This is a genomic window from Shewanella nanhaiensis, assembly GCF_019457885.1.
Taxonomy (GTDB): Bacteria; Pseudomonadota; Gammaproteobacteria; order Enterobacterales; family Shewanellaceae; genus Shewanella; species Shewanella nanhaiensis.
This window is the reverse complement of sequence record NZ_JAHZST010000002.1, coordinates 505,692-522,656: the sequence shown is the minus strand read 5'-3', so window position 1 is coordinate 522,656 and position 16,965 is coordinate 505,692. Positions and strand designations below refer to the sequence as shown.

Sequence of the window (16,965 nt, the reverse complement as noted above, 5' to 3'; positions counted from 1 at the left end):
AAATCCCTCTAAAGAGCCGTTCGAGACTAGGACGTTGATAGGTCAGGTGTGTAAGCGTTGTGAGGCGTTGAGCTAACTGATACTAATGACTCGTGAGGCTTAACCATACAACCCAGATGGGTTTTACATCAACTTTGGTGTTACAAGCACAAAAGAATACGAACTTGATTTAAGTTGGTCATAAAATGCTCCTGCATTTATGACATACAGTACATCCGTGTACTAAACCCAATTATTTAGAAGCTTTTCAAATTTACCAAATTAGTCTGGAAACAATAGCATTGTGGTCCCACCTGATCCCATCTCGAACTCAGAAGTGAAACGCAATCGCGCCGATGGTAGTGTGGGGTCTCCCCATGTGAGAGTAGGTCATTTCCAGGCGCCTATTTAAGTGAAGAAGCCCTAGCATAAAACGCTAGGGCTTTTTTCGTTTTTAGCCTGGAAAAATGACCACTCGAACATGTGGAAATAGATAGCGCATGTTGAGCATGCCAGATTTCCATGTGTACTCAGAGGGCATAATAAATGGTAGGGTGATGCGCCTACGCTTATCAAGCGAAGCTTGATGTTGGCTCTGAACGTGGAGAGCTGGCTCGCAGCTGGGCCATTGGAAGGCACCTTTGGTATGCGTAAGAAATCACTTTTTATTGGCATACCCACTCAAGCACGTACGTGCAATACCTACCTCGCATGCAGCTTGACATGATGCTCCTCGGCTCTACATCCTCGGTAACTGCTCCTGCCTTACTCCCGATAATTGTGCTCCTGCATTATTCTACCTTCAGCCATCCATGGCTTCGTACCTCTTATTTTCTTATAGTCTTGCATAATCGACACTTCCTCGATCTTATGTCTAGGATTAATAAATACCTTAGCAGCTGGGATGCCGAAGAAAGGCAATGGCGGGTAGTGTCAATGTTTTGGTGAGGATCAGTTTTTTAGCTAATGCTGCTTATAAAGCATATCTAGGTGGGGGATACCATCTTCAAGGTAGACCTCTGATACAGGATTGAATCCTAGTTTTTGGTAGAAGTCTTTAAGGTACTCCTGTCCGCCTAGTTGGATATCATTTTCAGGCCAATACTGAGTCGCTAAGGATATCGCTTCTTGCATTAAGGAGTGGGCAACTCCGCCACCTCTAGCTTGCTCTGCTACAACGACTCGGCCAATGCTGGAGTCAGGGTAGCTCACTCCTGGTGCGAGTATACGTGCATAAGCGACGATATCGCCCTGATTATTTCGTCCTATTAGGTGACGAGTTTGTGGATCTCTGTCTTTATTATCTAGCTCTGGATAGGGGCAGTTTTGTTCGACGATAAAAATATCGACCCTTAGCTTTAATATTTCATATAACTCATCAAGATTGAGCTGTTTAAAAGTCAGAACACTCCACTGCATATCTACCTCCTTTCTAGAAAAATTCAGTGTACATCACACTGGAGTAGACAAAAAGCTTATTACAAAGCCCCCTTTATCTATTGCTCTTTTATCGGTCTTCTAATCGAGAGTACAGCAACGACTGCAATAAGCAGGAGTGCAGAGATAATAAAAAACACATCATTGTAGGCTTGGATATAGGCTTGTTCAGTCATGGTTTTTCCAAGCATTGCAGCAGCCTGCGAGGATGCTGTTACGGGATCTGATCCCGCTTGCATTAAGATGCTCGTTGTTTGATTTAGGTACTCGTTTGCCATTGGGTTTACTGCGGTCAGTGTCTCTTTTATGTGGGCAAGATGACCTCTTGAGAGGGTATCGGTTAGGGTCGATACTAGTGCGATACCAAATGCGCCTCCCAAGTTTCGCATAACGTTTAGCACAGTTGAGGCCGACGCATTCTCATGAGGTTTGATATGCATGGTTGCTATGATCCCTATTGGAACCAGAATAAAAGGTTGTCCTAGGGCTCTTACAATTTGTGAGGCGATCATCTGATCACCTGCATAATCTGCTGTCATATGACTATTCATGTAATAGCTTAACGAGAACATGGCGAAGCCAAATGCTGCCAGATAGCGACCATCGAACCGTTCCATAAGCTTTGGTATAAATGGCAGCACCAGTAGCTGAGGAAACCCCATCCACATGATCACTTCACCTATATCTAATGGGCTGTAGTTGTGGATCTGTGCTAAATAGAGGGGGATCATGTAGATGGCACCAAAAAGAGCCATACCCAATAGAAAATAGGCAATGGTTGAGATGGCGAAATCTCGCTGGCCTAATAAGCGAAGGTTAACTAGTGGCTCCTCTTTTTTTAGCTGGATATAGACAAAAAGAGTAATGTTAATTACGGCGATAATAGTGAGATCGCGGATAAGATCTGAACCAAACCAATCTTTACGGTTTCCCTCTTCTAATACCACCTCTAAACAACCCATGCCAAGCGCCATGGTAATTATGCCAGAGAGGTCGATATTTCTTAATGTGTCCCAGAGAACCGGTTTTTTCTCCAGCCCATAGGCGAGCATTCCCATTACAATTAATCCTGGGGGAACATTGATATAGAAAAGGTAATGCCAGCTAAATTGCTCAGTTAACCAGCCTCCTAATGTTGGGCCGATTGAGGGAGCAAAAGTTGCAGTTACACCAAAAAGCGCCATGCCTACAGCGCGCTTATTTTCGGGGAGTAGTTCGAGGATTAGTCGAAAGGCTAAGGGGATTAGTGCACCACCGAAGAAGCCTTGCATTGCCCTAAAGGCGATCATGGACTCTAGATTCCAAGCTATTGAGCACAGGAGTGATGCGCCGATAAAGAAAGCTGTTGTCCAGAGAAGGTAACGTCTAACTGAAAGCCCTTGGCTTAGCCAGCCAGAAAGAGGTATGGCTATCATCTCTGCTACCAGATAAGCGGTTGCTATCCAAGAGCCCTCCTCTAAAGTTGCACCTAAACTTCCCTGTATCTCTTTCATTGAAGCATTGGTGATCTGGATGTCCAGTATCGCCATAAATGCGCCAATTAAACCTGCAAAGACAGCGACCCAGGAACGCAGACTGCCGGACTCAAAGCCTTGGGGGGTCACTTGGGACTTATGTAAACTTGCTGTAGAACTACTCACCTTTAATAACCTGAGTTAGCAGCAATGGCGTAAGTTGTGGACGCTTCATGGGTATCAACTTCTACGACAGCGCTTAGCCCTGGAACAATTCTCACCTCTTGATTGACTGCTAAGCGGATCCGCACTGGAATTCTCTGAACTATCTTAGTGAAGTTGCCAGTGGCATTTTCTGCGGGCAATAAACTAAATTTGGCACCGGAAGCTGGAGAGAGGCTATCGATAACACCTGTAAAGGCTTTGTCGGGAAACGCATCGAGTGTGACTTTCACCTGTTGACCAGCTTGCATGTGTTGGATTTGGGTCTCTTTAAAGTTTGCCGTTATCCACATAGCATCATCCGGTACCAAACTATAGAGGGCTTGACCTGGCTGAACATATTGACCTTTCATCGCACCACGTTTGCCGATGATCCCTGAAAATGGTGCGCGTACTTGAGTATCTGCGAGCTGTATCTCAGCAAGCTTAAGGCCAGCCTTAGCCTGTACCACATTTGCATCAACTTGCTGTAATTGGGCTTTTAATACCGCTAGCTCTTGCTGCTTAGCGATTAATGCTGCCTTAGCTTCATCAAGATGGGCGATAGCGGATTCAAAGCTTGCCTGCATCTGATCCACATCATCCTGTGAGCTGTAATTTTTCACCTTTAACTTGAGGGTACGATTGAGCTGTTGTTCGGCCCGTAGATGATCTGATTCTGCGGCTTTCACACCTGCAGCTGCTTGATTAATAAGTGCATCTTGCAATGTAACTTTGGCTGCCAATGTTTGCTGTTCAGCTCTGACACTCTCGAGTGCCGCCTGGCTCTGTGTGACTTTGGCTTCATACTGATTATCCTCTAGTTGTGCCAGCAGTTGTCCCATTTCAACATGTTGGTTATCAGTAATGTCTGTTCTCACCACATAGCCAGGAACCTTCACACTGATATGGGATATGTCAGCCTCAACATAGGCGTTATCTGTAGACTCGATAAAGCGTACTTGGGTCCACCAGTAGAAGCCGCCACTGATTAAGAGGGCAAGGATGAGTGGGACTGCAATATATAATTTACTCTTGGACATTCATGACTCCTTGATTAGTGCTTTATAGTCTACTACTGTCACTGTATATTTATTAGATAGTTAAAGTTCAATCTACTGTTTCACGGGTGTAACAATAATGGATTTAAATCGCGTGCAGATGTTTGCTCAGGTTGTTGAGCAGGGCAGTTTTACCGCAGCGGCTAAGGTGATGGGGCTAACTAAGGCGACTGTGAGCCGTAAGGTTGCTGAGCTTGAAGCCGATGCCGGTGTTCAGCTGCTATTTCGTACAACGAGAGCCCTTAAGCTTACCGATGCAGGAAATGCCTATTACAACCGGGTACATCGTATATTGGCTGATCTACAAAATGCAGAAGATCAGCTCAGTTCTAATCAACAGATGGTGAAAGGAAATCTAAACATTGTTTGCCCTATTGAGTTGGGACAACTATTTCTTGGTAGGGTGTTTGCTCAGTTCTTGACTCACTACCCAGATATCACCATAGATGCGGAGCTCACCAATCGGAATGTTGATGTGGTTGCTGAGGGAGTTGATGTACTGTTTCAGATCACCTCTATGTCAGATCCCAATCTGCAAACTTATGAGATGATAAATACAGATAAGATGCTGATGGCGAGTCCATCTTATCTCGCTCGCAATGGCACCCCTAAAGTGCCGCAAGATCTTAGCAAACATAAAGCGATAAAATTAAAATCGACCCATATTGATGGAAGTTGGACGCTGTTTGATGGGAAAGAGTGGGTTACCCAAGAGCCCGAGGCACAGTTAACGGTGAATAATGTGACCTTAGCACGTGAAGCGGCCATTGAAGGGCTAGGGATAACCATAGTACCAACTCTTATTGCGCAGCAGGCATTGGATGAGAAGCTGTTACTTCCTCTTCTTGAGGATTACCCTCTGGCGCAAACTAAAATAACCATGAGCACGCCGCAACGGGCTTATCTACCGCGAAAGTATCAGGTATTTATTGAGTATATTTATCAGGCGATGGGCCGAAATCCTGACTATCAGTTGCTGGAAGTGCCGGATTTTGTCTCATTAAATTGAAATTTTACTAAGCAAAGTCAAAGATTATTAAATTAAAAAGCGCTTGTGTGCAAAAAGCCTAATAAAGCTGCTAATATTGCAGATAATTTTTTTAGTTTATGAGATAGGGCAAGATGGGAAGAGCATACCAAAACCGCAAAGAGTCTATGGCTAAAACTGCTGGTCAGAAGACCAGACTTTACTCTAGATATGGTAAAGAGATATATGTTTGCGCTAAAAATGGTGGCTTCGACCCCGACGGTAACCTGCCGCTTCGTCAGATGATTGCCAAAGCTAAGAAAGATCAAGTTCCAGCTCATGTGATTGAGCGTGCCATCGACAAAGCCAAAGGCGGTGGTGGTGAAGATTATGAAACTGCACGCTACGAAGGGTTCAGTCCAGGCGGCGCCATGGTTATTGTTGACTGCTTAACAGATAACGGTAAGCGAACTTTTACCGAAGTACGCCAAGCGTTCGTAAAGAATGATGCCAAGTTAGGTGGTCCAGGTACCGTAGGTCATATGTTCGATCACCAAGCTGTTTTTGTCTTCAAAGGTGAAGATGAAGAAGCGGTGCTAGAGATGCTTATCATGGCTGATGTCGATGTGACTGATGTTGAGCTAGAAGATGGCATGATCACTGTCTACGCCCCACATACAGAGTTTTACAAGACTAAAACTGCGCTAACTGAAGAGAACTCAGAAGCGGAGTTTGAAGTTGAGGAGATCACTTTCGTTCCTCAAACGATGACAGATATTACCGATCCAGAAGTGATTGAGCAGTTTGAAAAGTTCCTCGCTGCCCTTGAAGATTGTGATGATGTACAAAACGTCTACCACAATGCAGAGTTACCTCAAGATTAAACTTAGCTACATAGTGTCTTGCTAACTTAGTTAGATGTTCGAAGCCCAATCAAGTATCAGACTTGATTGGGCTTTTTTGTTTTTATACTCACAGTGTTCACTAATAGACTCATTACCTATGCCGCTGGTAGAGCCCCTAGGTTTGGAGTTACTTGATCTGAACACTATAATGTGTTTTTAACCCAAACGTTATTGATGAGTTTTTCTGAGGCCTCTCTATGGCCAATAGGGAAAGCTTGAGTTCTAAACTTGAGTTCTAAAATAATGCAGATATAAAGGCTTACTATGAAATACTCCCTCTCTTTTGTTGCGATCACAATAGCCACTCTGCTCAGTGCTTGTGGCGGCAGTGATGATAGCTCAACTCCGCCAGTCACTTCTGGTCAGTTTGCTCTTGGTGTGTCTGACAATCCGGCTGATGCCGAAGTGGTAAATGTGGCTTTTAAACAGGTTGTCTTAAAGAGTAGTGACAATACCTTCTCTTTTAATGTGTCCGATGATGGTGGTTTAAAGCAGGTTGATCTGTTAACTGTCCAGGGTCAGGAGGTTGAAACTCTAGTTAGTGGCCAGTCTGTTCCTCTGGGTGAGTATCAGATGTGTATCTATATGAAGAATAATGAAACCGCCAGTACTGATAGTTCCTATGTGCAGACAGTTGATGGTCCTTTAGGTCTAGTGACTAACAGCAACGGTAGTTGTGGTGGTGTTGGGGCTGATGAAGCCGATACCGGTCGCTTATTCTTCAATAAAGCTTTTACCATTGCAGCGGGAACTAACACCTTTGTTGCAGAGTTTGAACTTGCTAAGGGACTTCAGGCCCCCCATGGGAATAAGGATTACTGGACGCTAAAACCTACCTCTGTGCAGTTGGTTAATGTTTCGGAAGTGGGAGGAGTTGAAGGTGGTATTAGCCAGAGCGTGCATGATAATTGTGAAGCGCAAGCTGGAGGGTCTGACTTTGCTGAAGCAGTTTATCTTTACCCCGGTTCAACTGCGCTAGCTAATATGGCAGATTTTAGAGGTGAGGGTGTTGATTATCTTGAGTCTGAAGTTGCTCCAATAGCATCGGCACGAGTCAACAGTGTGTTAGAAGATGGTGTTGAAGTACTGGAGTATGAGTTTGGTTTCGTGGCTGCGGGTACCTATAGTTTAGGCTACACCTGTCTTGCCAATAATGATGATGCTGATGCCGCTAACGGTGCTGAGGGTGACTTTCCATTTGTGATCTACACTGATGAGCAAGATGTGGTTGTAATCAATGAAGCAAGCACGGAGAGAGATTTCGAGCCTAAAACTTAATCACAGCTTTCATATTTTAATATGGGTTGGATTAAATAAAAAGGCACTCAAATGAGTGCCTTGTGCCGTATAGAAAGCGATTTAACTACTTAACTGCCATCTTATTGGGAGTATCAAGATAGGTGTTCAGGAAGTCGACATAGGCTTCAGATGCTGTGATACGGTTAGTTTTCTTACTAAAACCATGTCCCTCATCATCGAATACTACGTACTCTACTGGCACACCATTTTGCTTCACTTTTTCCACTAACTCATCACTCTCAATTTTAAGCACTCGAGGGTCGTTTGCGCCTTGAATGACCATCAGAGGTTTAGTGATATTTTGTGCGTGAAAGAGTGGTGATATTGCTCTGTGGCGCTCTGCGTCTGTGGCTGGATCACCCATCTCATCATAGAGGGCTTTTTTAAATGACTCCCACCAAGGTGGAATAGAGTTTAGGGTGCGAACCCAGTTAGTCACCCCAAAGATATCGATGCCAACTTTAAACTCCTCGGGCTCAAATGCCAGTGCAGCAGCGGTCATGTAGCCACCATAGCTACCACCCATGACGCCTATCTTATCCGCATTAATCCAATCTAAGCTCTGCAGGTAGTTTTTACCATAAACGATATCTTGTAGGTCATTCTCTCCATGATTTTTGTCATCTAAGTGGAAGAAGGTCTTCCCATAACCTGAGCTGCCTCGGTTATTCACCGCAAACACTGCATAGCCATGATTAATCAGGTGCTGACGCATGGCGCTATAACCTGTGCGACTTTGCCCTCCAGGGCCGCCGTGAACAAAGACAACCGCTGGACGTTTATTCTCTGCACTAGCCCCTTTAGGTTTAAAGAGTAAGCCTGGGATCTCTAAACCATCGAAGCTCTTAAAGCGCACCACTTCACTTGCAACCAGATCTTTTGGGTTAATCTGCGGATTTAGCGCTTGAGTTAACTGTTTTGCTGAACTGTTGCCCATCTTCCAGACGAAAAGGTTAGAGGGGGAGGTATCTGAGTTGATATAAAACGACACCGTTTGTTCATCTTTGGAAAAGTTTACACTACGAAGATCGCCAGCTGGCAGCTTAGGCAAAACGACCTCTTTGCCTGTTGCTGTATCTAAGATGGTGATACGTGTGCTGGCATCGGCATTCACGCCTGAGACACGGTATTTACCTGACTCTGAGAAGTAGACGAAGCGGACATTCCAGTTATCTTTAATCGCTAGACTATGTTTTTCTGATTGAAGATCATATTGCCAAACTTGGGAGAACTCACCTTTAGCATCCGTTGAGTAGTAGAGCTGCTTGCTGTCTGGTGAAAATGTCATTGGGCTATAGTTTGCCGGCTCTGTATGCTCGCTAATAATGCTTGGTTTAGATGTGCGCTTTCTTAAATCCAGTAGGTAAGTGTCACTGTCTCTGTTGGTATGCATCTTAGCGAGTGAGACGAAATGTCCGTTGGGAGATACCTCAGCGACTTCGAATCCTAGCTTATTTTCAAACACTAAGGTGCGCTCGTAGCTTTTAGCATCATAGCGGTATAGATCCATAAACTTAGGATCACGCTCATTGGTGGTTGCATAGAAAAATGCACCATCATTGGTGAAGTTAACAAAGTTCGCCCGAGTGTTTTCGGTATCGGTGAGATCTTTTACTGTCCCGTCAGTTTCACGGACAAATAGATGATAGAGCTCGTTACCGCCATCATCTTGGGTTAATAAGACGCGGTCATCATTCGGAAACCAAGAGACGGGATAGGTGGTGTCTTTAAAGTCTGTTAGTGCTGTCTGTTTTCCGGTTTTAATATCCATCTTGTAAAGATTAAAAATTCCGCTCTGATCTGAGCCCATTAAGATGGAACTACCGTCAGCAGAGAAGGAGGAGCCAAAATAGGTGGTCGTCTCGAAAAAAGTCTTAGCATCATATTTCTGTACGGGACTTTGGGCGATAACGGTATCTTTTACTGCCGATGCTGCGTTGTTGGTAGAGTTTGAGCAAGCACTTAATCCTAACCCTAAGGTTATGGAGAGCGCTATAGCGCTGAGGTGACGAGATGTTTTCATATTTCCCTCTATTAATATCTCAAATGTTCTAACCTAGTGGAAAATGAGGATAAAGGCGAATTATCACTTTGATATATAGAGGCGTTTTTTCTCTTGTGTAAACTTAAACTAACAGAAAGCCAGCAAGTGGGGGATTTGGATAAAGTGGGGATGGAAGTGACAGCCTGCAGGGTAGCCATTTTCCATCCCCCCTTGTTCAAAGTAGAAGTGCACCACTCATATTCGATGAAAGTGGTAATTTTAAGGTCGCCTTTAGTCGTTGAGACCTAGGGGCCGTTTGTTTGCTTAAAATGAACGCTCAAAAATATGGAACTTCTCGATGCCGTAAGACTTACCTTCGGCGTGACAAGTTGCGCATGATTCAGAAGTTGGTTGAGTATACCAATCGGCTACCACTTCTTCATCAATTGAACCACCTTGCTGAATCATATGGTTCAGTGCTGAATCATCGTTATGGCAAGCAAAACAGTTAGCCGTAATTGGGCTAGCCATCTTGGTTGCATCACCATTTCCATCTTCAGTAGGATGGAATGCTTTCGCACGGATAAACTGATTTGGAATCGCATTCAAGTCGATGCCGTCAGCGTGACAAGAAACACAGTTTTCAGCGTTAAGCTTAGTCGCAGAGTTAGCGTTACCCTCTGAGTCTTTACTACCTATACCCCAGTGCATACTATGTACCATAGGTCCAAAGCCAGGTGCTGAGAATCCAGCCTTGCGATCTTGGCCGTTGTTATGGCAAGCGACACAATCCTTTCCACCTTCGTTATAACTGCCATTTTTATGGTAGTTGGTCTCGTTGGTGTGGCAAGTGGTACAGCTATTAGCTGTGACGCTATGACGACGTTCGAATGCTTGAGTCTTAAGCCCCGCATGATCGACAACATCCGAGTAGCTTGTTAATGAGACACCATCATAGCCGCCATCTTCATCTTGCTGCTTAAATGTAACTCGGGTACTGGCTGTTAAATCTGCGAGACGATAGTGAGTGTCTAAGCCATCCAGATGTGGGTAACAGATAGAGCGGCTACCATCGATATTCTCTATATATTGATCTGCTCCACGAGGGCTTGGACGACCAACGAGTGAGTCATTTTGATAACCATGGATGTAGGCGCCAGCATAAGTCAGTGTGCCATCAGCATAAAGTGTCGCTATGTTAAGTTGAGTTTCAGTTTCCCCTTCAGTGTTAAATAGGGCTACATCGGTACACCATCCACCATCGGGGTAGTTGTCCCACTCTAGTGTTTCGTTAATATAAGGGGCCGATGTCTTTGTGTAATGAACCTCGCGTAGGGTTGCACGTTCAGAAACCTGTTTATGGAACAAGCGCATGTCGGTTCCATTGTTAAAGGCGTCGAATGTTGCGGCTAATGTCGTAGTTTCAACATTGGCAGTGTCATGGCAATCGATACAGGTTTGCTGAGAGTAGACTGTTTCAATAGGTTTTTCGTGACAGGTATAACAGTTTGATGGGGCAAAATCTTTTTCAAATTTTTGATGATTGATATGTCCAATCTTCTGCATAGTATTGCGGGCGTAACCGCCATCATCACGGGCGATATTACCATGGCAGGTCATACAGCCTGCGACTAAATCTGTCTCGCCTTCAGGGTTAATTGCTGTATAACTAGGGTGCTTTAGATGTGACGCGGCATAGTCGGTATGACAAGAGTGGCAGGTTGCAGTTGAGGTGGTGTGTATCTTGTCACTCTTATCAACGATAATATAACGAGACTTTGCAATATTATCGCCGCCACCAACGGCTAAGCGAATTAAGCCTTCTGTTGCGCTATTAACCGAAGCCATTGGTGCAACAAACTCATAGTGACCCGCTGTTATCTCGGTAAGGCTTGCCCCTTCGCTAGCTTCGCTTGCACTGCCGCCTAATATCTCTCCCTCAAAATTATCTCGGCTACGGGCAATGCCTTTTTCAGTGAGCTCAGCAACTTCAGCATTGGCTTTTTCAAGGCCGGTAATTAATAAGCCTGCTTCATTAGTAACCTCAAATTCAAACTTAACTAGACCCTCTTCTAGCGTGTGTGTGAGTACCTTAACATTAGTCACTTGAGATGAATCTACTGTGGGAGGAAGCGGGCTTGTTCCATCCTCTCCATCGCTACCATCTTTACCGTCACTGCCACAGGCGCTCACCCCTATTGCTGCGGCCACAATTAAGGCTAAATAACGCTTATTTAACACTTTCATCGTCACTCCAAAATTTCATTTTTATAATTAAGATCCCGTTGCCCCCGTTTATTACCTTAATGACTTTGTGTTGATGGCAATGAATAAACGGGTGTTTTTTTGACCCGGGTCAAAGGTTTAGAGTGATAAAATAAGGCTAGAAACTTACTACTAAAGAGGTATTAAATCGAAAGCTACAAAATGATGAGGTTAGATGAGTTTTTGTACAGATGTTTCTATGAATGTACACTGAAATCTAGCTGAAGATCTGATCGGGTTTTTAATGCTCTTGTTCAGGTTGGGGAATTATTTTCTTTTAATTATAATAGCTTGTAGAAGAGGGGCGGTTTACTTGGTGTAGATAAATGAAAGGGGCACCAATTTTCGGTGCCCCTCGATGACATGGACATCTGTTACTCAGCTGCTTATTCAATAACTCAGTATCCTTGCTATTATTTGATTCACCCGGCTAGCAAGGGCGAAACTTTTTGTCGGATTACCAAGAAACAAACAGTGACATATAAGCGCCGATGGTCAAATCGATGCAAACGTTTTAAGCAAGGGTGAAAGTCGTTAGCTTTTAGCTAACACACTTAGTGCTTCGTCTGTCTTGAGCTTATTGTTTGTTTGCCTAGTTCTTATTTTACGTATGCAGGCCGATGCTACCTGTTTCTTTACACGGTTAGGTGTATCTCGTGATACCTAAAGGCACTCGGAGAGGAGCAGAATCAGTCTATTAATTCTGAACGCTTATAGTTTAACCAATGCTAATTAAATCAAAATTAAATTAAGGTTAAGTTAGCCATATCATTCTCTACAAACCGCTTGTATTCTAGTGTCTTTAGTAAAAGGAGATTATTTTGTTGCGCTATATTGAACCTGTATTTCGTCCACCATCTGAGTGGAAATCCCTGATCTTACAAGTGACTAATGGCTGCAGTTGGAATAAGTGCACCTTTTGCGATATGTACACGGCACCTCAAAAACGATTTCGAGCTCAAAAATTAGATAAAATTTCAGAGGAAATAAAAACAGTAGCCAATACTGGTCAAAATATCACTCGGGTATTTCTTGCTGATGGTGATGCAATGAGCCTCCCTTTTGAGCGTTTGGAGGCGATCTGCTTACTGATCCAGGAACATCTACCTAGCGTGACACGAATAAGCAGCTACTGCTTGCCAAGAAATCTGAAGAATAAGACACCTGAGCAGCTAACTAGGTTGCGAGAGCTGGGTCTATCTCTACTCTATATTGGCTGTGAAAGCGGTGATGATGAGGTGCTGAAGCGGATAGAGAAAGGGGAGACCTATGAATCATCTCTAACTGCACTGTTAAAGATAAAAGCGGCGGGGATTAAGTCCTCAGTGATGATATTAAACGGTTTAGGTGGCAGTGAGCTTTCCCAGCAACATGCGATTCACTCTGCGCGCTTGATGAATGAGGCGCAACCTGAATATCTGTCGACTTTGGTGGTCACCTTGCCTTTAGGTACTGAGCGAATGGACTCGGCTTTCGATGGTCACTTCTCACAGCCTAATCAAGCTGAGTTGTTTAAGGAGATGCACACTTTACTTGGTCATCTTGAGCTAGAAAGAACGATATTTCGCTCGGATCATGCATCTAACTATTTGGTGCTTAAGGGCACACTAGGTAAAGATAAGCCAAGGTTGCTGGCTGAGGTAGAGCAAGCGATTAGCAACCCGTTACAAACAGGTCTGAGAAAGGAGTGGCAAAGAGGATTATGAGGAGTTAATACCAATCAGTATAAGAAGTTGCTCTACTCAGAGTGTTTTTGGCAAACTAATTCAAGGCGAATGGATGAGATAATGGTTGTTCCCTTGTAAGTTCATTCAACACAGAAGTAGGCAGCCAAAAGCACTCCTTACAGGCGAGTTTTAGCGGTGCTGATGCTGTGTTAACGAGCTTGACCGTAGAATAACTATGCTCTTCACTCTTTGCAAACCACATGGATGTGGTGAATGTCATTAATGCAGGAGCAATTAAGGACCTTGCCTCAGAACCGCTAAACTCTCGCTGAGCGATCAAATCTTTATGCTGGTTGGTATAGTCCCTGCTCTCTGAAACCTGACGCTAAATCCAGACATCTATTTTTAAACCATTGAACTAAAGGATCTTGGTGCACTCTTGCGTGCCAATATAAAGTGCTCTCAACTTCGGGAAGTTCCTCATGTTTTATGATGGAGAGTTTCTCCTTCCAGTAGGGGTTTTGGGTAACGATATCGGAGATAAATGCGATATGTTTTCCAGCCAATAGTCCGTTTCTAAGCACTAACATTGAGCTGGTTGAAAAGCTCACTTTGCGGTTTAAGTTGTTTGCTTGTGCTAACTGAGTTATCTGTGGCTCTGCGGCATTTGAAGCCGAATATTCGGCGGTTTCGAAACTGAATATATCGGCTAAGCTTGGGTTACTTAACTGATTGATGGGATGAGTAGGACTAGAGGCGATACAGAATCTTTCCAGACCTATCTTGCGACCATAAATATTGGCTGGTGGCGTTTCAGTGCCACCGATACAGAGATCTAACTCACCGGACTCGAGCATTGAAAACATATGTTTAGGTTTATGAATAAACTCTAGCTCAACATTGGGGGCGGCTTGCATCACCATCTCAAGGAGCTGAGGAACTATTTCTGCGGTCATGGTATCGATAAAGGCGATGCGAACAACGCCATAAACCTCTTTAGGATCGAAGGCTTTTTGTAAAATGAGTCGGCTACTCATCTCCAGCCACTCCTGTAAGCCAGGTAATAAAGAGCGAGCCTTTTCGGTGGCCTTGATCCCTTGACCATGTTTAACGAAAAGAGGTTCATCAAACAGGTTACGGATCTTTTTCAAGTTCTGGCTCATGGCTGGCTGAGAGATATCGAGTCGTTCGGCACTCTTAGAAACACTTCCCTCCTCAATCAGTACAGTTAAGCTCAGCAGTAAGTTGAGATCGCATCCTTGGATTATTTTTAGATCTGAGTGATTCATAAGTTAATATTGCCTAAATATATGAGATTCTTCATACTTCTGTGTTGCTTAACTGTTTTATTAAAATGGAGGAGATCAGTTGTCTGAACCATCTCTGTAGTTTTAGATTACGATTATGCTCGTTCCAGCAAACCTTGAGATCTAACTCTATGGTATCCCCTATCCAGATAAAGTCCTCAGCCTTATGCTTCTCAAAAATCTTTACCGAATAGTGTGGCAGCAAGGTGACGGTATAGGGCGCTGTTAGCGCTTGGGTCATGGTACTTAAAGAGCCTGAGGTCAATGCATAGGAAGCTTCCTCAGCATTGATTGCCTTGAGCGCATTGATCATATGAACCTGATTATGTTCTTGATATTGGTATCTTAAGAGTTTAAAGGGGCTCTCTTCTATGACGTACTGGCCATTATGTATCTTGTCGATATATTCATTGGCTTGGGGATCTAACGTCACTAACTGCCAGGGGTACCTTGATATCGCTTGGCTGCGAATGGGTTTAGGCACAGAGTCGTAAAAGCCCACAATAAGATCGAGATGACCACGCCTTAGCATCTTAAAACCATCGGTTTTTTGGGTGACATATTCGAGCTCAATGCCTGGAGCGTGTTTATCTAATTCGGAGATCAGTTGAGTAATACATAATTGAGCTAAGACATCGTTCATCATAACCCGGATACGGCCTTGAGCCGTTGCAGGGTTGAATCTATCTCCCTCAAGAATACTGATAACGCGGTTGAGAAGAGGCTTGAGCTCGCTTTCAATAGCGGTAGCCTTACTGGTGAGCGTCATTCCGTTATGGCTTTTAACCAGCAGAGGGTCTTCAAACATAAGCCGTAGACGTTTAAGTACTTGACTCATGGCCGATTGTGAAAGCCCTAGCTCTTTTGCAGCCTTAGTGACATGGGCTTCTTTCAGCAAAACAGAGAGAGCGATTAACAGGTTAAGATCGCAATCTTTAAGTTGATCGATTTTTTTCTCTAAAGGCATTAACTAGCTCTAAGGGGGAGTTGATGACGAGTCGACTATAGATGAAATAAAAGTATTGGCATAGATGGTGATGTGAAAAAGGCCTTCCATGGCCTTTGGGATCACAAACTGATTCCTTCATCTGAGAAGATGAAGCCGACGAGATCGGTATTACTTCATGTAATATTTCTACTTAGCCTGAACTCCTTTTCAGCTAACAAATCCTGTTGCTAGTATGCTTCCTGCTTGTTTTTTGGGTGGAGCAAGGTCCTGTGCTCAAGCTTCCCTGTTTACCCATGAATCCATCCAAATATCAGAGCATTCTATCCATAGAATTATCGGGTTCCATATGACTCTGATATTTTATGTGCGCTAACACAAGCAATCCTTGGCGCTGTTAATATCTTAAATGGGGATTAAGATACCACTACTTGGGTTTCACTGGTTAGAGTGATGATAACGCGACGCTCAAGAGCACGATCTGTGCGTGAGTTAGCGTGTGCATCTTGCTCGCCAGTTGCTTGCTGCTCTAATGTTTGTACTTCAACGCCGTTAGCATTGAGGTAGTCTGCAACTTGTTGAACACGAGCTTCAGATAGCTTTTGGTTATATGCAGAGTCACCTTGGTTATCTGATTGACCATTTAGCAGTATGGTGTCGTTGTCGCTTTGCTTAGAGAGACGGATCACTTCATCCAATTTCGCCTTAGCTGTACTGCTTAGGCTTGAAGAGTCGAAACCAAATAGCACAGCAACACTGCTTTGCTCTATTTTAGTTTCATACACAGGCTCTGGACGAGGTGCAGGCTTAGTCTCTTTGATCACTGCTGGTAATACAACCGCTGCAGTTGTTGGCGTTGGTTTAACACCGAAACGGTAAACCATTTGAATACCAACGGTTTGTGCATCCATGTTAGCTGTGTTCCAAGCTGACTCGTCGATGTTAGCGAAACGACGGTATTTAGCTGAAACTTCTAATGAATCAGTGATCTTGTAGCCAACACCTGCACCAAAGTAAGGCGCGGTATCAGTTGCACTAACATATTTGTCAGCATTCATCTGGTGAGCTAAGTGGTACTGATAAGCACCAGCTTCACCGGTTAGGAACCATTTTTCGCTTAGTGGCAGTGTACCGACTAAGCCAAGAGTGAAGCCATCTACGTCGATAGATTGAGCGCCGTCAAGTCCGCCCCAAAGATGAGTATCATCATTAGTGCCAAGATCTTGCCAGCCAGCTTCGACTGCGAAATATTTGTTTAACTGGTAACCAACTACAGCGTTCCATGCTAAGTCGCTATCGTCACCTAGATGACTAACTGCATCTACTGACTCATAGTTGATCTGGCCTGCACCTGCGCCGATGTACCAAGTGTTATCAACGTCTGCTGCATTGGCGTATGAGAAAGTGCTCATTAATGCGATAGCTAGAAGTGATTTTTTCATTTTTTGTGCTCCCTATGGAAATTTAAAAATCATTTGTTTTTCTATGGGGCG

At 44.0% G+C, this 16,965-nt stretch carries 12 protein-coding genes and 2 rRNA genes; 6 read left to right on the top strand and 8 right to left on the bottom strand.

The window, feature by feature from the left end:
• Together K0625_RS04605 and rrf are read left to right on the top strand one after the other, a co-directional pair.
• Nucleotides 1-107, top strand: a 23S ribosomal RNA gene (locus K0625_RS04605); the annotation flags it as partial.
• A gap of 158 nt (nucleotides 108-265) precedes the next feature.
• Nucleotides 266-381 (top strand): 5S ribosomal RNA (gene rrf, locus K0625_RS04600).
• A 561-nt stretch (nucleotides 382-942) separates the two neighbouring features.
• Here rrf and K0625_RS04595 read toward each other — a convergent pair.
• The 3 genes from K0625_RS04595 to K0625_RS04585 all read right to left on the bottom strand — a co-directional run bounded on the left by K0625_RS04595 (nucleotide 943) and on the right by K0625_RS04585 (nucleotide 4,114).
• A complete protein-coding gene (locus tag K0625_RS04595) occupies nucleotides 943-1,398 on the bottom strand; it encodes a GNAT family N-acetyltransferase (RefSeq protein ID WP_220108578.1) in 456 nt (151 codons plus the stop codon).
• 77 nt (nucleotides 1,399-1,475) lie between these two features.
• Nucleotides 1,476-3,056: a DHA2 family efflux MFS transporter permease subunit gene (locus K0625_RS04590; RefSeq protein WP_220108577.1), complete on the bottom strand. Its 1,581-nt coding sequence runs from the start codon at nucleotides 3,054-3,056 to the stop codon at nucleotides 1,476-1,478.
• A gap of 2 nt (nucleotides 3,057-3,058) precedes the next feature.
• Complete coding sequence (locus tag K0625_RS04585) at nucleotides 3,059-4,114, bottom strand: HlyD family secretion protein (RefSeq protein WP_220108576.1); 1,056 nt, start codon at nucleotides 4,112-4,114, stop codon at nucleotides 3,059-3,061.
• Between the two features lie 97 nt (nucleotides 4,115-4,211).
• Between K0625_RS04585 and K0625_RS04580 the strand changes: the two genes are divergently transcribed.
• The 3 genes from K0625_RS04580 (at nucleotide 4,212) to K0625_RS04570 (ending at nucleotide 7,282) form a co-directional block, all read left to right on the top strand.
• A complete protein-coding gene (locus tag K0625_RS04580) occupies nucleotides 4,212-5,141 on the top strand; it encodes a LysR family transcriptional regulator (RefSeq protein ID WP_220108575.1) in 930 nt (309 codons plus the stop codon).
• A 113-nt stretch (nucleotides 5,142-5,254) separates the two neighbouring features.
• Nucleotides 5,255-5,983, top strand: coding sequence for a YebC/PmpR family DNA-binding transcriptional regulator (locus tag K0625_RS04575; RefSeq protein ID WP_012327096.1), 729 nt, complete (start codon nucleotides 5,255-5,257; stop codon nucleotides 5,981-5,983).
• Between the two features lie 285 nt (nucleotides 5,984-6,268).
• On the top strand, nucleotides 6,269-7,282 hold the full coding sequence (locus K0625_RS04570; protein WP_220108574.1) for a DUF4382 domain-containing protein: 1,014 nt from the start codon (nucleotides 6,269-6,271) through the stop codon (nucleotides 7,280-7,282).
• A gap of 85 nt (nucleotides 7,283-7,367) precedes the next feature.
• On the opposite strand, the gene K0625_RS04565 is transcribed toward K0625_RS04570, so the two are convergent.
• Together K0625_RS04565 and K0625_RS04560 are read right to left on the bottom strand one after the other, a co-directional pair.
• Nucleotides 7,368-9,326, bottom strand: a complete 1,959-nt coding sequence (locus K0625_RS04565; protein ID WP_220108573.1) for a S9 family peptidase — start codon at nucleotides 9,324-9,326, stop codon at nucleotides 7,368-7,370.
• Between the two features lie 285 nt (nucleotides 9,327-9,611).
• Nucleotides 9,612-11,534 (bottom strand): multiheme c-type cytochrome, encoded by a 1,923-nt coding sequence (locus K0625_RS04560; RefSeq protein ID WP_220108572.1) that lies wholly within the window; start codon nucleotides 11,532-11,534, stop codon nucleotides 9,612-9,614.
• A gap of 836 nt (nucleotides 11,535-12,370) precedes the next feature.
• Between K0625_RS04560 and K0625_RS04555 the strand changes: the two genes are divergently transcribed.
• Nucleotides 12,371-13,258, top strand: a complete 888-nt coding sequence (locus tag K0625_RS04555; RefSeq protein WP_220108604.1) for a radical SAM protein — start codon at nucleotides 12,371-12,373, stop codon at nucleotides 13,256-13,258.
• Nucleotides 13,259-13,563: 305 nt separating this feature from the next.
• Here the strand turns inward: K0625_RS04555 and K0625_RS04550 are convergent, their stop codons facing one another.
• The 3 genes from K0625_RS04550 to K0625_RS04540 all read right to left on the bottom strand — a co-directional run bounded on the left by K0625_RS04550 (nucleotide 13,564) and on the right by K0625_RS04540 (nucleotide 16,914).
• Entirely contained in the window at nucleotides 13,564-14,508 is a 945-nt protein-coding gene (locus K0625_RS04550; RefSeq protein WP_220108571.1) for a LysR family transcriptional regulator, read from the bottom strand.
• Nucleotides 14,509-14,539: 31 nt separating this feature from the next.
• Nucleotides 14,540-15,493: a LysR family transcriptional regulator gene (locus K0625_RS04545; RefSeq protein ID WP_220108570.1), complete on the bottom strand. Its 954-nt coding sequence runs from the start codon at nucleotides 15,491-15,493 to the stop codon at nucleotides 14,540-14,542.
• Nucleotides 15,494-15,888: 395 nt separating this feature from the next.
• Nucleotides 15,889-16,914 (bottom strand): outer membrane beta-barrel protein, encoded by a 1,026-nt coding sequence (locus K0625_RS04540; protein WP_220108569.1) that lies wholly within the window; start codon nucleotides 16,912-16,914, stop codon nucleotides 15,889-15,891.
• Between the last annotated feature and the right edge of the window lie 51 nt (nucleotides 16,915-16,965).